The sequence below is a fragment of the Corynebacterium sp. Marseille-Q2823 genome, assembly GCF_903645345.1.
Classification (GTDB): domain Bacteria; phylum Actinomycetota; class Actinomycetes; order Mycobacteriales; family Mycobacteriaceae; genus Corynebacterium; species Corynebacterium hiratae.
On the sequence record NZ_CAHJXS010000001.1, the window covers coordinates 331,927 to 350,291 of the forward strand.

General features: G+C 62.4%; 16 protein-coding genes. All 16 read left to right on the forward strand.

Going from position 1 to position 18,365, the window contains the following annotated elements:
• Window positions 1-10 precede the first annotated feature (10 nt).
• The 16 genes from HWX44_RS01500 (at window position 11) to HWX44_RS01575 (ending at window position 18,364) form a co-directional block, all read left to right on the forward strand.
• Window positions 11-2,053 (forward strand): primosomal protein N', encoded by a 2,043-nt coding sequence (locus HWX44_RS01500; RefSeq protein WP_049157475.1) that lies wholly within the window; start codon window positions 11-13, stop codon window positions 2,051-2,053.
• Window positions 2,054-2,180: 127 nt separating this feature from the next.
• Window positions 2,181-2,690: a peptide deformylase gene (gene def, locus HWX44_RS01505; RefSeq protein ID WP_049157473.1), complete on the forward strand. Its 510-nt coding sequence runs from the start codon at window positions 2,181-2,183 to the stop codon at window positions 2,688-2,690.
• Window positions 2,691-2,743: 53 nt separating this feature from the next.
• A complete protein-coding gene (gene fmt / locus HWX44_RS01510; protein WP_070547351.1) occupies window positions 2,744-3,745 on the forward strand; it encodes a methionyl-tRNA formyltransferase in 1,002 nt (333 codons plus the stop codon).
• On the forward strand, window positions 3,742-5,376 hold the full coding sequence (locus tag HWX44_RS01515) for an RsmB/NOP family class I SAM-dependent RNA methyltransferase (protein WP_175972913.1): 1,635 nt from the start codon (window positions 3,742-3,744) through the stop codon (window positions 5,374-5,376). The genes fmt and HWX44_RS01515 overlap by 4 nt, the downstream gene beginning before the upstream one ends.
• 28 nt (window positions 5,377-5,404) lie before the next feature.
• Entirely contained in the window at window positions 5,405-6,082 is a 678-nt protein-coding gene (gene rpe, locus HWX44_RS01520; protein ID WP_070701919.1) for a ribulose-phosphate 3-epimerase, read from the forward strand.
• A complete protein-coding gene (gene ribD, locus HWX44_RS01525) occupies window positions 6,079-7,104 on the forward strand; it encodes a bifunctional diaminohydroxyphosphoribosylaminopyrimidine deaminase/5-amino-6-(5-phosphoribosylamino)uracil reductase RibD (RefSeq protein ID WP_175972914.1) in 1,026 nt (341 codons plus the stop codon). Before rpe ends, ribD begins: the two co-directional genes overlap by 4 nt.
• Window positions 7,105-7,129: 25 nt before the next feature.
• On the forward strand, window positions 7,130-7,768 hold the full coding sequence (locus HWX44_RS01530) for a riboflavin synthase (protein WP_175972915.1): 639 nt from the start codon (window positions 7,130-7,132) through the stop codon (window positions 7,766-7,768).
• Window positions 7,769-7,779: 11 nt separating this feature from the next.
• On the forward strand, window positions 7,780-9,042 hold the full coding sequence (locus HWX44_RS01535; protein WP_175972916.1) for a bifunctional 3,4-dihydroxy-2-butanone-4-phosphate synthase/GTP cyclohydrolase II: 1,263 nt from the start codon (window positions 7,780-7,782) through the stop codon (window positions 9,040-9,042).
• Between the two features lie 75 nt (window positions 9,043-9,117).
• Window positions 9,118-9,600: a 6,7-dimethyl-8-ribityllumazine synthase gene (gene ribH / locus HWX44_RS01540; RefSeq protein WP_046649097.1), complete on the forward strand. Its 483-nt coding sequence runs from the start codon at window positions 9,118-9,120 to the stop codon at window positions 9,598-9,600.
• An 85-nt stretch (window positions 9,601-9,685) separates the two neighbouring features.
• Window positions 9,686-10,312, forward strand: a complete 627-nt coding sequence (locus tag HWX44_RS01545) for a PH domain-containing protein (RefSeq protein ID WP_175972917.1) — start codon at window positions 9,686-9,688, stop codon at window positions 10,310-10,312.
• Entirely contained in the window at window positions 10,312-12,366 is a 2,055-nt protein-coding gene (gene uvrC / locus HWX44_RS01550; protein WP_175972918.1) for an excinuclease ABC subunit UvrC, read from the forward strand. Before HWX44_RS01545 ends, uvrC begins: the two co-directional genes overlap by 1 nt.
• Window positions 12,367-12,428: 62 nt before the next feature.
• A complete protein-coding gene (gene rapZ, locus HWX44_RS01555; RefSeq protein ID WP_070511748.1) occupies window positions 12,429-13,310 on the forward strand; it encodes an RNase adapter RapZ in 882 nt (293 codons plus the stop codon).
• A gap of 87 nt (window positions 13,311-13,397) precedes the next feature.
• Window positions 13,398-14,396, forward strand: coding sequence for a gluconeogenesis factor YvcK family protein (locus tag HWX44_RS01560; protein WP_175972981.1), 999 nt, complete (start codon window positions 13,398-13,400; stop codon window positions 14,394-14,396).
• A gap of 101 nt (window positions 14,397-14,497) precedes the next feature.
• Window positions 14,498-15,487, forward strand: a complete 990-nt coding sequence (whiA, locus tag HWX44_RS01565) for a DNA-binding protein WhiA (protein WP_046649102.1) — start codon at window positions 14,498-14,500, stop codon at window positions 15,485-15,487.
• 444 nt (window positions 15,488-15,931) lie between these two features.
• A complete protein-coding gene (gene gap / locus HWX44_RS01570; RefSeq protein WP_046649103.1) occupies window positions 15,932-16,939 on the forward strand; it encodes a type I glyceraldehyde-3-phosphate dehydrogenase in 1,008 nt (335 codons plus the stop codon).
• 207 nt (window positions 16,940-17,146) lie between these two features.
• Complete coding sequence (locus HWX44_RS01575) at window positions 17,147-18,364, forward strand: phosphoglycerate kinase (protein ID WP_046649104.1); 1,218 nt, start codon at window positions 17,147-17,149, stop codon at window positions 18,362-18,364.
• Window position 18,365 lies beyond the last annotated feature (1 nt).

Below are 18,365 nucleotides of genomic sequence, written 5' to 3' on the forward strand. Positions count from 1 at the left end.
ATCGGGCGCTATGCCCAAGAAGACACCCGCCGCCCAGCAACCGGTCGCGCGGGTGTTGCCCTTGCTAGGGGTAGCGCACCTCGACCGCGGCTTCGATTACCTCATTGAGGAGGCGGATTCCGACGCCGCGCAACCGGGCGTCCGGGTGCGTATTCGCTTCAACGGCAGGTTGGTTGACGCCATCTTGCTCTCGCGCAGCAGCGACTCTGATTTTTCCGGTTCGCTCCGCTATATCGAACGCGTCATTTCCCCCTATGCGGTGTACACACCGACCATGGCGGCGCTCATCGAATCCCTTGCAGCCCGCTACGGCGGCGTGCGCTCCGATATCATCCGCACCGCCATCCCGGCGCGCCATGCCAAGGCCGAAGAAGCGGATATCACCACTCCCTGGGAAGAGCTCGGCACGGCAGAGCACCCGGATCTCTCTGCGTGGTCGAGCTACCAGCATGGCGAGTCTTTCGTGGATTCGGTGCTGACGGGGAACATTGCGCGGGCAGCGTGGCAGATCGCACCGGGGTCAGATTGGGCTGGCGCGCTTGCGGCCTTGGGCGCTAGCGTGGCGCTGCAAGGCGGCGGGGTGCTCATGGTTGTGCCGGATCAGCGTGACCTTGACCTGTTGGAAGCGGCGTTTCGTCGCCACCTCTCCGCCAAGCAGATCACGGTGCTCGCGCACAGTACTGGCCCGCAGGCTCGCTACCGCCGCTATCTGTCCGCACTGACGGGGCAGGCACGCATCGTTATCGGCACGCGCTCCGCGGCCTTCGCCCCAGTAAAGAACCTGAAGCTGGCCGTTGTCCTCAATGACGGTGACGATAGCCTGGTGGATAACCTCAAGCCCTACGTCCACACGCGAGAGGTATTGAGCACGCGCTCCGCGCAGGAAGAATGCAGCCTTATCCTTGCTGGCCACGCGCGCACGGCCGAAGCGCAGCTGCTCGTTGAGTCGGGATGGGCACACGATCTTCTCCCAACTCCGGAAGCCCTGGAAGCGGCGCGCCCCGATATTGTTGCGGTGGGTGCGTTCGGTATCAATCTGGCGCGGCACATGCAGGGCGGGACGACGTCGGTCAGCGGCCCAGCTTTTCAAGCCACTCGGGCGGCGCTCGACCGCGGTGAACCCGTCCTTGTCCAAGTCCCGCGCAAGGGCTACGCCCCAATTCTGGCTTGTGGGCAGTGTTCATCCCCGGCACGGTGTCGACACTGCAACGGGCCACTAGGTTTGCCCTCTGTCCGTGGCGCGGCGGATGGGGCGCAGGATTCCGCCGCGCTTCCCACGTGTCGCTGGTGCGGGCGTGTCGACGCCCATTACCGCTGTTCCGAGTGTGGTTCCCCACGGCTGCGGGCCATTGTGCTGGGCTCCGAGCGCACCGCCGAGGAGATGGGGCGCGCCTTTCCCAACACGCGCGTTATCCAATCAGGTGGCTCCACAGTCGTCGACGAGGTCCCTGCCGGCCCCGCGCTGGTGATTGCCACGCCTGGCGCGGAGCCACGCGTTGCCGAGGGAGGGCACTATGGTGCTGCGCTCCTGGTGGAAACCGGGGCGTTGCTGGGCCGTCAGGATCTCCGAGCTACGGAGGATACCTTGACCACATGGGCTGCCGCAGCCACCCTCGTGGCCCCGGCTGCGCAGGGCGGAGCGGTGATCGTGGCAGCAGATGAGCAGCTCCCGCTCGTGGGCTTCTTTAGCCGGTGGGACATGGTGGGAGCCGCGGCGGCCGAGTTGCAGGCACGCCGCGAGGTACGCTTCCCGCCCGCGGTGCACATGGCGGCCGTCGACGGTGCCGATGCCTCGCTCGACGCTTTCCTGGAGCTGGCAGAACTACCGGAGCACGCGGAGCTTCTTGGCCCGGTCCCGCTGCCGCCCGGGGTGAGCTTGCCGGGCGAGTATGACCACGAACGCGGCGGCGAGCCCCAGCGCCTGCTGATCCGCACGCCATTGGGGCCGCGCTCGGAGCTTGGGCAGGCGCTGCGAACGGCCAATTCGCTGCGCAGCGCGCGCAAGGACGTGTTGCCTCTGCGCATCGCCGTGGACCCGATCAACATCGGATAGACAGAGCAGCCGACCCCACCCCTGGAGGGCACGCACTGCTTACTGTGAACTATTCTCGGTGCAGGAGCACTACGGATGGCAATCCCTGCTTACCGTGAAAGACTGCAAACCACGAGGAGTTCATACTATGACCGTGCGCGAGGTTCGCCTCTATGGCGATCCCGTCCTGAGCACCCGGGCCGAGGAGATCACCGAATTCGGGCCATCGCTCGAGCGTCTAGCTCAGGACATGTTGGAGACCATGGAAGACGCCGGGGGAGTAGGCCTAGCGGCTAACCAGATCGGCGTGACCAAGCGCATCTTCGTTTTTGACTGCTCTCACTATCAGCACGGCCTGCGCGGTGCCATCATCAACCCCGAGTGGGAAGCAGTGGGAGAAGAGACTCAGCTGGGACCAGAGGGCTGCCTGTCCATCCCCGGTATTTCCCAGCCCACCGAAAGGTTCAATACCGTACGCCTTACAGGCTTCGATCCCCTAGGCCGCCCAGTGTCTATGCTCGCGTCCGGACTGATGGCACGCTGCATCCAACACGAAACGGATCACCTCGACGGAATTTTGTTCCTCAAGCGCCTGAGCGATGAGTTGCGAAAGGAATCCATGAAGATCATCCGCCAGTCGGAGTGGTTCAACGCATAGGCGTCAGACTTTAATCAACAATCAACCTCACGAGAGAAAGGCATGCACCCACTGTGCGCATCGTTTTCGCCGGAACCCCCGAGCCCGCCGTCGTGGCTTTGGAGAAACTCATTGCCTCACACCACGACATAGCCGCCGTCATCACCCGTCCTGATGCCCGCCGCGGCCGCGGGCGCACCCTGCACCCCAGTCCCGTGAAGGCGCTGGCCCAGGAACACGGAATCGAGGTTCTTACGCCAACCACACTCAAGCCAGGCACCGAGGACGGCGACGCCCTGCGCGCGCGGTTGGCGGAGATTGCTCCGGAGGCTATTCCGGTGGTGGCCTACGGAAATCTGATCACTGAGGATCTGCTGGGCCTCCCAACGCACGGCTGGGTCAACCTGCACTTCTCCCTGCTTCCAGCGTGGCGCGGCGCAGCACCGGTCCAGGCAGCCATTGCGGCCGGCGACGAGCGCACTGGCGCCACGACCTTCCGCATCGATCAGGGCCTGGATACCGGGGACATCCTGGCAACCATCGAGGAAGCAGTACTGCCCACCGACACCGCTGATGACCTGCTCACGCGACTGGCGTATGCGGGTGGTGACCTCCTTGTTCAGACCATGGATGGACTGGAGGACGGCAGCATTACGCCGCAGCCGCAGGAAGGAGAGGCCACTTATGCGCACAAGATCGCGACCGACGACGCCCGCATTGACTGGACCCTGCCTGCTGACGTCGTTGATCGCCACATCCGCGCCCATACCCCGGGGCCGGGAGCCTGGACCTTAATGGGGGAATCCCGCCTGAAGGTAGGGCCTGTAAGCAGCGTGGCACCCGCCGAACTCGAGGCGCTGCCAGAGCCTGCCGCAGTGCGCGCACTCCAGCCAGGAGAAGTGCACGTGGCCAAGAATGCCGTCATGGTCGGCACCGGTAGCTCCCCAGTACGTTTGGGCAAGATTCAACCGCCCGGCAAGAAGATGATGAACGCCGCCGATTGGGGCCGAGGTCTTGCTAGCCAAGGCTCTCGTGGCACGGATTCCACAGACACAGACGAGGTGAAGTTCTCATGACCGGAGGGTTTAGGTCCCGCAGTAAGTCCGGGGACTCGGCGCAGCGCGCGGGGGCAGGCGCAGAGAAGGGAAAGCAGCAACGGGGCAGCCAACAGCGTGGAAGCTCCCGCGGTGGAAACGACCACAAGGGACGCGGAGGTTATAAGAACACCGGTGCGCAGCGTGACCGCCGAGGCGGACAGCGCCAGACTGCTCACCACGATCGCCAGAACCCGTCGCTGATTTCCGCGGCACGGCGCAGCGGGGTCGACGTGCCGCGCGCGGTCGCCTTCGAGGTACTGCAGCGGGTAGCGGCGGATGACGCTTTTGCCAACCTCACGCTGCCGAAGGCCGTGAGCTCGAACAAGCTCAGCGGCCGCGACGCCGCCTTTGCCACGGAACTGACCTATGGCACGCTGCGCACCGAGGGCGTTCTCGATGCGGTCATCGCTGAATGCTCGTCGCGCGGGCTCGACGCCATTGCGCCCGAGGTGCTCACGGCCCTGCGACTGGGAACCTACCAGGTGCTCTACACCCGGGTGGAGGCGCACGCGGCGGTCGATACCACCGTTCGCCTCGTGGAGGCGGCCGGCCACGAGAAAGCCAAGGGCTTTGCCAACGGCATCATGCGGACTATCACCCGCACACCTGCGCAAGAGTGGCTGGACAAGCTAGCTCCGAGCGGAGAGGTCGCGGCTTTGGCCTTCCGCCACGCTCACCCCGAGTGGATCGCCCGCTCCTTCGGCCGCGCGTTGGGGCTCCTCGACACCGCTGACGATAACGCGCTCAGCGCCGAGCAAACAGCGGAGCTGGAGCGCGCACTCGAGGCGGACTCTGAGCGGCCCCTCGTGCACCTGGTAGCGCGACCGGGCGAGATATCCGCCGAAGAACTCGCGCTCATTACCGGCTGCGAGGAAGGACGCTATTCCCCTTATGCGGTCTACCTTGAGCAGGGTGACCCGGGCTCCCTCGAGCCTGTCCGCCAGAAACTCGCGGCGGTGCAAGACGAAGGCTCCCAGCTCATCGCACGCGCGGTGACGGAAGCTGAACTTATTGGCGAGGACACCGGGCGTTGGTTAGACCTGTGCGCCGGCCCCGGTGGCAAGGCCGCCCTGATGGGTGCCATCGCTCGCGTCGAGGGGGCGGAGGTCGATGCCGTAGAAGTCTCCCCGCACCGCGCTACCTTGGTGGAAAAAACAGTGGGTGACCTACCCGTGCGCGTGCACCGTGCGGACGGTCGTGCGCCGGGGCTCGACGCAGGCTTTGACCGGGTGCTTGTCGACGCCCCCTGTTCCGGCCTCGGTGCACTCCGTCGCCGCCCCGAAGCCCGCTGGCGCAAAGCCGAGTCCGATATTGCGGAACTCAACACACTGCAGACCGAGCTCCTCGAGTCCGCGTTGGACCTCGTGCGCCCAGGTGGCGTCGTGGTGTACTCCACCTGTTCGCCCGACCTGCGCGAGACCCGGGGCATCGTGGACGCTGCCGTGGAGCGCCATGGCGTTGGGGCAGAGATCCGCGTCGAGGAGCTGGATGCGCGCGACGTGCTTCCGGACATGGGGGATCTCGGCAGCGAGCTCTCTGCCCAGATGTGGCCGCACCGTCACGGCACAGATGCAATGTTTTTCGCCGTCCTCCGCCGAGTAGCGGACTAGCGGGGCGTGAGGGACTAGGCTGAGTGTCATGTCTGCACACTCGTCTGCTCCCATTATCTCCCCATCCATTCTGGCCGCCGACTTCACCCGCTTGGGCGAAGAGGTCAAAGCAGTGGCCAACGCGGATTGGATCCACGTTGACATCATGGATGGACACTTCGTGCCGAACTTGTCCTTCGGCCCGGATATTACCGCGACGGTGGACGGGATTACCTCGCAGACCCTCGACGTTCACCTCATGATCGAGGAGCCGGAGAAATGGGTGGAAACCTACGCCAAGGCGGGCGCTGATTGCATCATCTTCCACGTCGAGGCCGTGGCCGACAAGGACGCGGCCATCGCCTTGGCCCGCAGGATTCGGGACCTAGGGGTGCGCGCGGGCTTCTCGATCAAGCCGGGCACCCCGATTGAGCCCTGGCTGGATGCGCTGGAGCACTTCGACGAGGTTCTCGTCATGTCTGTCGAACCCGGCTTTGGTGGTCAGAGCTTCATGCCGGATCAGCTGGATAAGGTGCGCACCTTGCGCGCGGCCATTGACGAGCGTGGCCTCGATGTCCTCATCGAAATCGATGGCGGTATTTCTGCCGAGACGATCCGCTCCGCCGCCGAGGCGGGCTGTGATGCCTTTGTCGCGGGTTCGGCCATTTACAAGCAAGCAGATAAGGCGGCGGCCGTCGAGGAGCTGCGCCGACTGGCCACGCTGTGATTCCACGCCACGATTCTGCTGTCCTATCGCAAGCATTGCGCGTCGCCATGGAGGCCGGCGAGCGGGTTCGCGGTACGACGAGTCCGAACCCGCCGGTCGGCGCAGTGATTCTCGATACTGCCGGCCGCGTCGCTGGTGTCGGCGCCACCCAGCCCCCGGGTGGGCCCCACGCCGAAGTCATGGCGCTGCGCGATGCGGGGGACAAGGCCCGCGGTGGAACCGCGGTGGTGACCTTGGAGCCCTGCAATCACACGGGTCGTACCGGCCCGTGCGCGCAGGCGCTCATCGATGCCTCCGTGGCCGCTGTGTACTACCTTCACCCGGACCCCACCCCGCAAGCCGAGGGCGGCTCGGCAACGCTGCGCCGCGCCGGAGTCACGGTGGGACAGCTCGCGCCGCCGGAGGGCGTGGATGATGCGCTCGAACCGTGGTTGAGCGCGGTGAGTCTCGGCCGCCCGCAGGTCACGCTCAAGTTTGCACAGAGCCTGGATGGTTTCACCGCTGCCGCGGATGGCAGTAGCCAGTGGATTACCGGAGAGCGGGCCCGCGAGCACGTGCATCGTGATAGGGCGCAGCGCGATGCCATCCTTATTGGAACCGGCACGGCGTTAGCGGATAATCCATCGTTGACCGCGCGCTACCCCGATGGTTCATTGCGTGAGCGGCAACCGCGGCGCGTTGTCATCGGTTCCCGCGATGTTAGCCGGGGCGGGGCTAGTAACCTGGTCGAGCTAGGCTTCGAGCACTATTCCACGCCGCAGGAGGCACTAGATCAGCTGTACGCCAGCGGCGCGCGAGACATCCTTGTCGAAGGCGGCGCAGGGCTAGCCACCAGCTTCATGGAGTTGGGCTACATCGAGCGTATTCAGGCCTACCTGGGCAACGTCATTCTCGGCGAGGGCAGAGGAGTTCTCACCCGTGCACTGTCCCAGAATCTGGCCCAGGCTGAGAGGTGGCAGCGCGTGGCGGTTACCGAGCTAGGCGAGGACCTGCTCGTGGAATATAGAAAGCTCAAAGGTTAAAAGATAGGGAAGGGGAGTGCTGGCTATGTTTACTGGACTCGTTGAAGAAATTGGCCACGTCGATAGCGTGGAGCCGCAGGGTGATGCCGTGCGCCTCGGCATCGCCGCAACCACCGTGCTGGGGGACGCCCAACTGGGAGATTCCATCGCGGTCAACGGCGTGTGCCTGACCGTTGCTGAGTTGGGAGAAGGAACCTTCATCGCAGATGTCATGAAGGAGTCTTTGAACCGCAGTTCCCTCGGCGAACTCGAAGTGGGCGCGCCGGTCAACCTCGAGCGTGCGGTGCTCCCGACGACGCGCTTGGGTGGCCACATTGTGCAAGGGCACGTCGATGGCACCGGGACCTTGCTGAGCCGCACGCCGTCGGAGCACTGGGAGGTGCTGCGCTTTAGCCTGCCGGCCGAGCTGGAGCGCTACGTGGTGGAGAAGGGTTCCATCGCGGTGCAGGGAACCTCCCTGACGGTATCGGCCTTGTCAGACGGGCAGGGAGAGCCCGACGCGGAGAGCTATTTCGAAGTCTCTCTCATTCCCACCACGCTGCGCGATACCGTGTTTGGTTCGATGGCGCCAGGCGCTCGCGTCAACCTCGAGGTAGACGTGGTTGCAAAGTATGTGGAGAAAATGGTTCACCCCAACGCCTCCGCCAGTGGCACGGAGGGATAGAGTAAGTCCTTATGAGCGCTGCAGATTCAGCTTTTAGTTTAGATAGCGTCGACCAAGCCATCGCGGACATCGCGGCCGGCAAGGCGGTCGTCGTCGTGGACAATGAGGACCGCGAGAACGAAGGTGACCTCATTTTCGCCGCTGAGCTCGCCACCCCGGAGCTCGTGGCTTTTATGGTGCGCTACAGCTCCGGCTACATTTGCGCACCGCTGCTCCCAGAAGACTGCGAGCGTTTGAACTTACCCCCGATGTTCGCGGTGAACCAGGACGTACGGCAGACCGCCTACACCGTCACGGTGGACTTGGCTAATGGTTCCACTGGTATCTCTGCCACCTCGCGTTGCGCAACTATCCGCAGGTTGGCCGATTCCTCCTCTAAGCCCTCGGAATTTACCCGACCCGGACACGTGGTCCCGCTCGCCGCGCGCCCGAATGGCGTGCTCGAACGTGACGGGCACACGGAAGCCGCCATCGATCTGGCTCGCTTGGCAGGCCTTCGCCCAGCTGGCGTGCTCTGTGAGATCGTCTCTGAAGAGGATCCCACGGACATGGCGCGCTCCCCGGAGCTGCGCCGCTTTGCCGACGCCCACGGGCTGACGATGATCTCCATTGAGCAGCTCATCGAGTGGCGTCGCCACAACGAACAGCAGGTTCACCGCCAAGTCGAAACTCGCCTGCCCACCGAGTACGGCGAGTTCCGCGCGGTAGGTTATTCGAATGACGTCGACAAGCGCGAGCACATCGCCCTCTTCGTCGGTGACGTGGAGAGCTATAGCGGTGCGGAGGATGTACCCGTTCGCGTTCACTCTGAGTGCCTTACAGGTGACGTCTTTTCCTCCCAGCGCTGTGATTGCGGTCCGCAGCTGCAGGAATCCCTCCGTGCGGTGCAAGAAGCGGGACGCGGTATCGTCATCTACCTGCGTGGACAGGAGGGGCGCGGAATTGGCCTGGTCAACAAGCTCAAGGCCTACCGCCTGCAGGACGAAGGCCTCGATACCGTTGATGCCAACGTGGAGCAGGGCCTGCCGGAGGATGCACGCGAATACTCCGTGGCCGGACAAATCCTGCGCGACGTCGGCGTGAAGTCCGTCAACCTCTTGACCAATAACCCGCACAAGGGCGAGGGGCTGCAAGGCTTCGGCATTGATGCCACCGCGCGCACAGCGCTGGCTACCCCCGCCACAGCGGAGAACATCAGCTATCTGCGCACCAAGCGTGACCGGATGGGGCATGATCTGCCCCAGGTAGCCGAATGGGATCAGAAACACTCCTAGAGTTGGGGATAAAGCGCTTCAGCGCCCCTAACCATCACGCATTGAGTATCAAGCTTTGAGCACAAGGAGCACACTATGAGCAAGGAAGGCCTGCCCACCCCGAACAATGTCTCCGGGGAAGGTATCCGCGTCGCCGTCGTTACCGCAACGTGGAACGCAGAGATCTGTGATCAGCTGCATCGTCGAGCGCTCGAGACTGCCGAAGCCGCCGGCGCCGCGGTCACGCCCCTGCGCGTGGTCGGGGCCCTCGAACTGCCCGTCGTGGCCCAAGCCGCCGCGCGCACCCATGATGCCGTGGTTGCGTTGGGCTGCGTTGTTCGTGGTGGTACCCCGCACTTTGATTACGTCTGCGATTCCGTGACGCAGGGCCTGACGCGCATCGCGCTCGATGAATCGACCCCAGTGGCTAATGGAGTTCTGACGGTCAACGACTATGAGCAAGCCGTCGATCGCGCCGGCTTTGCGGACTCTGAAGAGGATAAAGGCGCCGAGGCCATGCACGCAGCTTTAGAAACCGTGCACACGTTGCGTACACTGAACGAGTCAAACCAAAAGTAGGCTGCCAAGTGCAACCACGCCGCCTGGCGTATCCGGCAGGGGGAGTGGCCTGCCTCAGCGGAGTGATGAGGAGATGGAAAACTCGATGACGGACTCACAGGTGCCTTCCGGGCACGAAGAGCGGGCACAGTCGGCCCATGCCAACCAGTCCTCCGCAGCTTCGCAGCCGGCTGCGTCGATGGCGGCCGGGGGACCAGGACGCGGCATGAGCGATGAGCAAATGCTGGCCTATACCAGCGCGGATCCTTTCGCCCAGACGTCGTCCAAACCCTGGGAGTATGAAGTTACCTCTCCCTACCTGCGCAAGGTGGCCATCATCTGGATCATTCTCGTTATGGCCGCGCACCTTTTCATGGGCTTTACGGTGGGTCTGTCCTTTACCGGCGCGACGGTGACGACGATTGATAAGTTCGCTTTCCCCGGCGTCGGCGTGGTGATTTCCATTTTGTCTTGGCTAGCGCTGACCCGCCCGCGGCTGCGCGCGAACTCCGACGGGGTGGAGGTCCGCAATATCGTGGGAACCCGTTTCTATCCGTGGCAGGTCATCTACGGACTGTCCTTCCCCGAAGGCTCCCGCATGGCGCGCATCGAGCTTCCGGACTTTGAATACGTGCCGGTCTGGGCCCTACAGTCGGGCGACAAGGACGACGTGATCACCAATGTCCGCTCTTTCCGCGACCTAGAAGCCCGTTACATGCCGCAGGATGACTAGTGGCTGATCCCGCTCAGTACCGTCCCGCGCCCGGAAGCATCCCTACAGATCCGGGCGTTTATAAGTTCCGCGATGAGAACCGCCGGGTCATCTATGTGGGCAAGGCAAAGAACCTGCGGGCACGGTTATCCAACTACTTCCAGGACATCACTCAACTACACCCGCGCACTCGCCAGATGGTGCTGACGGCGGCCTCGGTGGAATGGACCGTGGTGGCCAGCGAGGTGGAAGCGCTGCAGCTGGAGTACACGTGGATTAAGCGCTTCGATCCGCGCTTTAACGTGATGTACCGCGATGATAAGACTTATCCCATGCTCGCGGTATCCGTTGGGGAGACCATTCCACGTGCGTTTTTCTACCGGGGCCCACGCCGCAAAGGCGTGCGCTATTTCGGTCCCTATTCCCATGCCTGGGCGGTGCGTGAATCCCTGGATCTTCTCACTCGCATCTTTCCAATGCGTACCTGCGCCAAGGGTGTGTTCAATCGCCACGAGCGCTTGGGGCGGCCCTGTTTGCTGGGGTATATCGGCAAGTGCGATGCCCCCTGCATCGGCCGCGTTAGCCCGGAAGAACATCGCGATACGGTTAACCAACTCATCAGCTTCATGAACGGTAACACCGCACCCGTTCGCAAGCGGGTCACGCAGCGCATGGAGGAGGCCGCGGAGAACCTGGAGTTTGAATTGGCGGCCCGCCTGCGCGATGACTTGGGTGCCATCGACAAGTTGATGGAGCAGCAGGCAGTGGTGTTGCCTGATGGCACGGATGCGGACCTCATTGCGTTTAGCTCGGATGAACTGGAAGCCGCAGTCCAGATCTTCCACGTGCGTTCGGGACGCATCCGCGGGCAGCGCGGCTGGGTTGTGGAGCGTTCCGGAGATCAGGCAACGACTGACGCGGTGCGCGAAGGCGAGCCAGATCCTGGTCTTCCGGCTTTGATCCAAAACTTCCTCATTCAGTTCTATTCCGACGCAGCGGAACGCCAGCGCCTAGAGGCTGAAGAAGACGCGAAGTTGGAGCGTAGGGGAGTGGACCAGGAATCCCATGCCGAGGAGCATCGTGGAAACGCTATTCCGCGGGAGATCTTGGTCCAGGAACTGCCCGATGAAGCCGATGAGGTCAAGATCGTTTTGGAGGAGCTGCGTGGCGCCCAGATCGATCTGCGCGTTCCGCAGCGAGGGGATAAGCGCGCGCTGATGGAGACCGTCGAGCGCAATGCCAAGGAGCAACTGAAACAGCACAAACTCAAGCGTGTTGGCGACCTCACTGCGCGCTCCGCCGCACTCCAGGAGCTGCAGGAAGCACTGGGCATGGATTCCGCGCCGTTGCGCATCGAGTGCACGGATATCTCCCACATTCAGGGCACCGATGTTGTGGCCTCCCTGGTGGTTTTCGAGGATGGGCTGCCCCGTAAGTCCGACTACCGGCGTTATCGCATCAAGGAAGCGGCGGGCGATGGCCGCTCGGACGATGTCGGTTCCATCGCCGAAGTCACCCGCCGCCGGTTTAAGCATCACCATGACGATAAGCGGGCAGTGCCTTACGAAGAGCTAGAGAACACCACCTTCGCTGAGGAGCTGGTGCGCGAAGAGGCGGCGAGCCAGACCAAACGCAGCTCTTATCCGCCTCAGCTCTTCATCGTTGATGGCGGCGCACCGCAGGTGGCAGCCGCGCAAGCTGTGTTTGATGAGCTCGGCATCGTCGATGTAACACTCATCGGTCTGGCCAAGCGTTTGGAGGAGGTGTGGGTGCCTGGTGATGACGAACCGGTGATTCTACCGCGCAATTCGCAGGCGCTATTTCTACTCCAGCACCTGCGCGACGAGGCCCATCGCGTAGCTATTTCTTATCACCGCCAGCAGCGTTCAAAGCGGATGCGCTCCTCCGTCCTCGACGCGGTCCCGGGCTTGGGGCCGCAGCGTCGCACGGACCTAGTGAAGCACTTCGGCTCGGTAAAGAAGCTCAAGGACGCAAGCGTGGAGGACATTGCTGAGGTGAAGGGATTCGGTCCCAAACTAGCTCAGACCGTCTTTGATCACCTTCACGACTCTTAGGAGGGATTCCCACCGTATTCCTAGACCGGATTCCTACCGTGGCAACCACTTAAGTGGTAAGAATGGAGGCCATGACGTTGTTTGATTCTCCGCCCATTTTGATTACCGGCATGTCGGGCGGCGGCCTGACGTCGGCGGCAAAAGTGTTGGAGGATAAGGGCTACTACGTCGCCCACAACATCCCGCCGAAGGCCATCGTTGACCTCTTGAAGCTGTGTGCACGTCCGGATTCTCCAGTTACGAAGATCGCCGCGGTCACCGACGTACGCTCCCGCATGTTCCCTGGTTCTTTGGCAGAAACCTTGGATGAACTAGAGCAGCTGGATATGAAGCCGACCCTGCTTTTCCTCGATGCGCGCGATGACGTACTGATTCGCCGCTTCGATTCGGTGCGTCGCACGCACCCGCTGCAGGACGGTGAAACGCTGAAAGCGGGCATCCAACGCGAGCGCGCCGCCGTGCAATCCATTCGTGAGCGTGCGGACATTATCATCGACACGACGAACCTGTCTGTTCATGACCTACGCCGTGCCATCGAGGCTGCCTTCGGTGACATGCGCGGGGAACGCCAGCACGTCACGCTCCAGTCCTTCGGCTTCAAGCATGGTTCTCCGCGGGACGCTGACCTTGTCGTCGACGTCCGTTTTCTTCCCAATCCTTACTGGGTACCGGAACTGCGGGGCTACCGAGGCACCGATGAGCCGGTGTCGGATTACGTTCTGTCCCAAGACGCCGCTGAGCCTTTTATCGAGCGCTTCATCGACATGTTGGACTCGATGCTCACGGGGTATCGCCACGAGGGGAAGAATTTCATCACCGTAGGCATTGGTTGCACGGGTGGGCACCACCGTTCCGTGGCCGTCACGGAAGAGATCGCCCGCCGCCTTAGCGAGCGCGGAGACTTGGACGTGAGCACCCTGCACCGAGACATCGCCCGCGACTAGGCGCGATACGTATCGAGAAGATTCGTATTCATTCCTTTTATTACATGACTGAAAGCTAGTACTTACGTGACGACTCTCCCACTCCACATGGCTAGCCTGGGCGGCGGCCATGGTCTTTATCAAACCTTGCTCGCTGCTCGCCGCACGGGCGCGGAGGCAATCTCTGCCATCGTCACCGTGGCCGATGACGGCGGTTCTTCCGGCCGGTTGCGCCGCGAGATGGACATTATTCCGCCAGGTGATTTGCGCATGGCGCTCGCCGCTTTATCCAGTGATACGGAGGATGGCCAGCTGTGGGCTGAGACGCTTCAGCATCGCTTCCAGAGCACCGGAGCGATGGCCGGCCACGCCGTGGGCAACCTCCTCATCGCTGGACTCACTGAGGTGTTGGGGGATTTCCAGGCGGCTCTCGATGCCGTTGCCCGCTTAACGGAGTCGGCCGGCCGGGTACTGCCAGCCGTGAACTTACCTCTGGAGATTGAGGCGGATGTTTCTGGGCTTGACGACGACCCCCGTATCATTCGCTCGGTTCGCGGCCAGGTGGCTGTTGCATCGACCGTGGGGCAGGTGCGCCGGGTGCGCATCATTCCGGAGAAGCCTGGGGCCAACCCGGAAACTATTAGCGCGCTGCACGACGCGGACCTGATCACCCTAGGTCCTGGTTCCTGGTTTAGTTCCGTTCTTCCACACGTCCTGGTGCCGGATATCGTCGACGCGATTACCTCGTCGGATGCTCTCCGCGTGGTGGTGCTCAATCTTTCTGCTGAGCCGGGTGAGACCCAAGGTTTTTCTGCCGAGCGCCACCTGCATGTCCTAGCGCAGCACGCCCCGAGCCTGCGGGTAGACCGCGTTATCGTTGATGCATCCGGGCTTCCGAACGAGTCGGAGCGCGTCTTTGTTCAGCGCGCCGCCAGTGTTCTGGGCGCTACGGCAGTCTTCCGAGACGTGTGCCAATACGATGAGGACGGAAGGTCGATTAATAAGCACTGCCCAGACAAGCTGGCGCAGGTGCTCACCGAGCTTTACGCCGAGTATGCCGCCAATCGCGATGGCACAGCGGGAGCCCCAGACGCTCATCGCGGTTAAGCGCGCGATAGACTATGGGGCATTCATCGTTCACCGCCGCGTCTCGCCCACGCCAATCTGCGCGGTGCGCTACGTCCACGAGTTGAAAGGGGAGGCACGAGGTGTCTGCGTCATTGACCGATCAGGTCAAGGAGGAACTTACGGCGGTGTCCGTGCCGCGCCAGTCCGCCCGCGCGGCGGAGGTTGCCGCGATCCTCAGGTTCGCTGGCGAACTCCACATCACCGGGGACCGCGTGATGTACGAGGTGGAACTGGAGTCGCAGAGCGTAGCGAACCGCCTCGTCACCGCACTCGATGAGCTCTATTCGATTTCCGCCAGCACCCACGTCGCTGGACCCGCGGCTTCGTCCAAGAAGAGTCGCGTGCAAGTGCGCATCACCACCGGTGCCAAGGAACTGACCAGACGCCTTGGTTTGGTAACACGCTCCGGCCACCCCGTGGTGGGTTTGCCTCCACAAGTCATCTCTGGTTCTGTAGCCGATAATGAAGCAGCCTGGCGCGGCGCCTTCTTGGCGCAAGGTTCCTTGACCGAACCGGGCCGCTCCTCAGCGCTTGAGGTGACCTGCCCATGCCAGGAGGCTGCACTCGCTCTTGTCGGCTGCGCGCGCCGTTTGGGCGTGGCGGCGAAGACAAAGGAAACGCGCGGCGCGGACCGCGTCGTCGTGCGCGACGGCGATGCCATTGGCGCGCTGCTGACCCGTATGGGCGCCCAAGAGACGCGCCTGACATGGGAAAAGAAGCGGATCCAGAGAGAAGCCCACGATACGTCTCGCCGTCTCGATAATTTCGATGATGCCAACTTGCGCCGCTCTGCCCGCGCGGCCGTGACGGCTGCAGCACGCGTCGAACGCGCGATGGTCATCTTGGGCGATGACGTTCCGGAGCATCTCGCGGATGCCGGCCGCTTGCGCGTGCAGCATCGTGAGGCCTCTTTGGAAGAGCTCGGCCGCTTGGCTGATCCGCCTATGACTAAGGATGCGGTGGCCGGGCGTATTCGGCGCCTTTTGTCTATGGCGGACAAGCGTGCCAAGGAGCTTGGGGTCCCAGATACTACGAAGGCCGTCACCGAGGATCTTTTCGAAGAGTCCTAGTTACTCGTGCCCGTTCGGGCATTAGACGGGGTATCACGCCCGATTTCCGTGCGGCTGTTGCCGCATTTCTTTTTGGATTAATCCGCTCTTTTTTGCTTTAGTGAGATATCCCACCCCGCAGTGAAAGTCCCCAACATAATCCCACACAAACGGGCATAACTGCAGGTGTATAGCTCGAGGGTTGTCTCAAATTCTCTGCGACGGCCCAACCACTATACGCCTCTTTTTGGCCTCGTGCGACCACTCGCGTTGGGGACCGGCAGGAGCACTGCGGGATGCAGAAACCGTGGGTACTATCGGCCGTGTTGGGAAAACCACCGAGCACGTCACGGAAGTGGCAGGGGCAACGGTTCCGCAAGAACGGTCCACCGCACTGCCTATAAAGACAAAGTCTCGGAAGCCCCCACGATAGAACTTCACTCGATTATTTGAGGAGACATTACAGTGACCATTCGCGTAGGTATCAACGGATTTGGCCGCATCGGCCGCAACTTCTTCCGTGCAGTCGCACAGGGCAACAATGACCTCGAGGTCGTCGCAGTCAACGACCTGACCGACAACGCAACCCTGGCCAACCTGCTCAAGTACGACTCGGTTCTGGGCCGCTTCGACGGTGAGATCCAGCACGACGACGAGTCCATCACCGTCAACGGTCACAAGATTGCAGTCTCCGCAGAGCGCGATCCGAAGAACCTGAACTGGGGCGAGCACAACGTCGACATCGTCATCGAGTCCACCGGTTTCTTCACCGATGGTGAGGCCGCCAAGGCTCACATTGAGGCCGGCGCCAAGAAGGTCATCATCTCTGCTCCGGGCAAGAACGTCGACGCAACCTTCGTCTACGGCGTTAACTCCGATGAGTACGACGCTGAGAAGCACAACGTCATCTCCGCCGCATCCTGCACCACCAACTGCCTGGCCCCGATGGCCAAGGTCCTCCACGAGAAGTTCGGTATCGAGAAGGGCCTGATGACCACCATCCACGCCTACACCGGTGACCAGCGCATCCAGGATGCTCCGCACCGCGACCTGCGCCGCGCCCGCGCCGCAGCCGTCAACATGGTTCCGACCTCCACTGGTGCAGCAAAGGCCGTCTCCCTGGTTCTCCCAGAGCTGGAGGGCAAGCTCGACGGCTACGCAATGCGCGTTCCGACCATCACCGGTTCCGCCACGGACCTGACCTTCCAGGCATCCCGCGACGTCACCGCTGAGGAAATCAACGCTGCTATCAAGGAAGCCGCCACCGGCGAGTTCGGCGAGACCCTGGGTTACACCGAGGATCCGATTGTCTCCACCGACATCATCACCGACTCCCACGGCTGCATCTTCGATGCGGGCATGACCAAGGTTTCCAACGGCAACTTCGTCAAGGTCCTTGGCTGGTACGACAACGAGTGGGGTTACACCAGCCAGCTCGTGCGCACCACCTCCCTGGTTGCCTCCAAGCTCTAAAGCTGACTCTTTAGAATGACCACAGTGAACCAAGCTGTGATCGCCTGTGACAGCTCCACAGGCTAGACACCGGCCCATGCGCCACGCCTCACCCTCCATAATTTCGTGGCGTGCGCTGGGCCGATAGTCGTTTATAAGGAACCAGCACGCTTTCCCATTGAATAGCATTAACCTTTAGCTTGAGTACCTACTTTTAAGGAGAACATCATGGCTTTCAAGACTCTGGACGACCTGCTCGCAGAAGGCGTCTCCGGCCGCCACGTCCTCGTCCGTTCTGACTTCAACGTCCCACTTGATGATGAAGGAAACATCACCGACTCCGGCCGCATCACCGCTTCCTTGCCGACAATCAAGGCCTTGATTGAAGGCGGTGCGAAGGTCATCCTGTCGGCGCACTTGGGCCGCCCGAAGGGCGAGGTCAACCCGAAGTACTCGCTGGCCCCAGTAGCAGAAGCTCTGTCTGAGGCACTGGATCAGTATGTCGCCCTCGCCGGGGATGTCAGCGGCGAGGACGCCCACGAGCGCGCTAACGGTCTCAACGAGGGCGATGTCCTGTTGCTGGAGAATGTCCGCTTCGATCCACGCGAGACCTCGAAGGACGAGGCAGAGCGCGGCGCCTTCGCTGACGAACTCGTCGCTCTGGCTGCAGACAACGGTGCTTTCGTCTCCGATGGTTTCGGTGTCGTTCACCGCGCACAGGCGTCCGTGTACGACGTGGCTAAGCGCCTGCCTGCTTACGCCGGCAAGCTCGTGCAGAAGGAAGTGGAAACCCTGGCGGCGGTAGCAGAGAAGCCAGAGCACCCGTACGTTGTCGTTCTTGGCGGCGCCAAGGTATCCGACAAGCTTGGTGTGATTGAGGCGCTTGCCGGTAAGGCCGACAACGTCATCATCGGCGGCGGAATGTGCTACACCCTCCTGGCAGCACAGGGCTACAACGTCCAGAACTCCCTGCTGCAGGAAGACCAGATCGACAACTGCAAGGAGCTGCTGGAGCGCTTCGGCGACAAGATCGTCCTGCCGGTCGACCTCGTCGCTGCCACCGAGTTCAATGCCGATGCAGAAAATAAGGTTGTGGGCCTCGACGGTATCCCGGAGGGATGGATGTCCCTCGATATCGGACCGGAATCGGTGAAGAAGTTCGATGAGGTCATCGCTTCCTCCAAGACCGTCTTCTGGAACGGCCCGATGGGTGTCTTCGAGATGGAAGCCTTCTCCAAGGGCACCGCAGGTGTGGCGCAGTCCATCATCGATGCCACGGCCAAGAATGGTTCCTTCACCGTCGTGGGTGGCGGTGACTCCGCAGCTTCCGTCCGACTGCTCGGCCTCGACGAGGACGGCTTCTCCCACATCTCCACCGGTGGTGGTGCTTCCCTGGAGTTCCTGGAAGGCAAGGAGCTGCCGGGCGTCAAGGTCCTGGAATCCTAAT

Excerpts from the sequence above, each read along its gene's own strand:
- def (WP_049157473.1), top strand. The coding sequence starts at position 2,181 with ATGACCGTGCGCGAGGTTCGCCTCTATGGCGATCCCGTCCTGAGCACC.
- HWX44_RS01575 (WP_046649104.1), top strand. The coding sequence starts at position 17,147 with ATGGCTTTCAAGACTCTGGACGACCTGCTCGCAGAAGGCGTCTCCGGC.
- HWX44_RS01530 (WP_175972915.1), top strand. The coding sequence starts at position 7,130 with ATGTTTACTGGACTCGTTGAAGAAATTGGCCACGTCGATAGCGTGGAG.
- HWX44_RS01515 (WP_175972913.1), top strand. The coding sequence starts at position 3,742 with ATGACCGGAGGGTTTAGGTCCCGCAGTAAGTCCGGGGACTCGGCGCAG.
- rpe (WP_070701919.1), top strand. The coding sequence starts at position 5,405 with ATGTCTGCACACTCGTCTGCTCCCATTATCTCCCCATCCATTCTGGCC.
- rapZ (WP_070511748.1), top strand. The coding sequence starts at position 12,429 with ATGGAGGCCATGACGTTGTTTGATTCTCCGCCCATTTTGATTACCGGC.
- HWX44_RS01500 (WP_049157475.1), top strand. The coding sequence starts at position 11 with ATGCCCAAGAAGACACCCGCCGCCCAGCAACCGGTCGCGCGGGTGTTG.
- HWX44_RS01535 (WP_175972916.1), top strand. The coding sequence starts at position 7,780 with ATGAGCGCTGCAGATTCAGCTTTTAGTTTAGATAGCGTCGACCAAGCC.
- HWX44_RS01545 (WP_175972917.1), top strand. The coding sequence starts at position 9,686 with ATGACGGACTCACAGGTGCCTTCCGGGCACGAAGAGCGGGCACAGTCG.
- HWX44_RS01560 (WP_175972981.1), top strand. The coding sequence starts at position 13,398 with ATGGCTAGCCTGGGCGGCGGCCATGGTCTTTATCAAACCTTGCTCGCT.
- ribH (WP_046649097.1), top strand. The coding sequence starts at position 9,118 with ATGAGCAAGGAAGGCCTGCCCACCCCGAACAATGTCTCCGGGGAAGGT.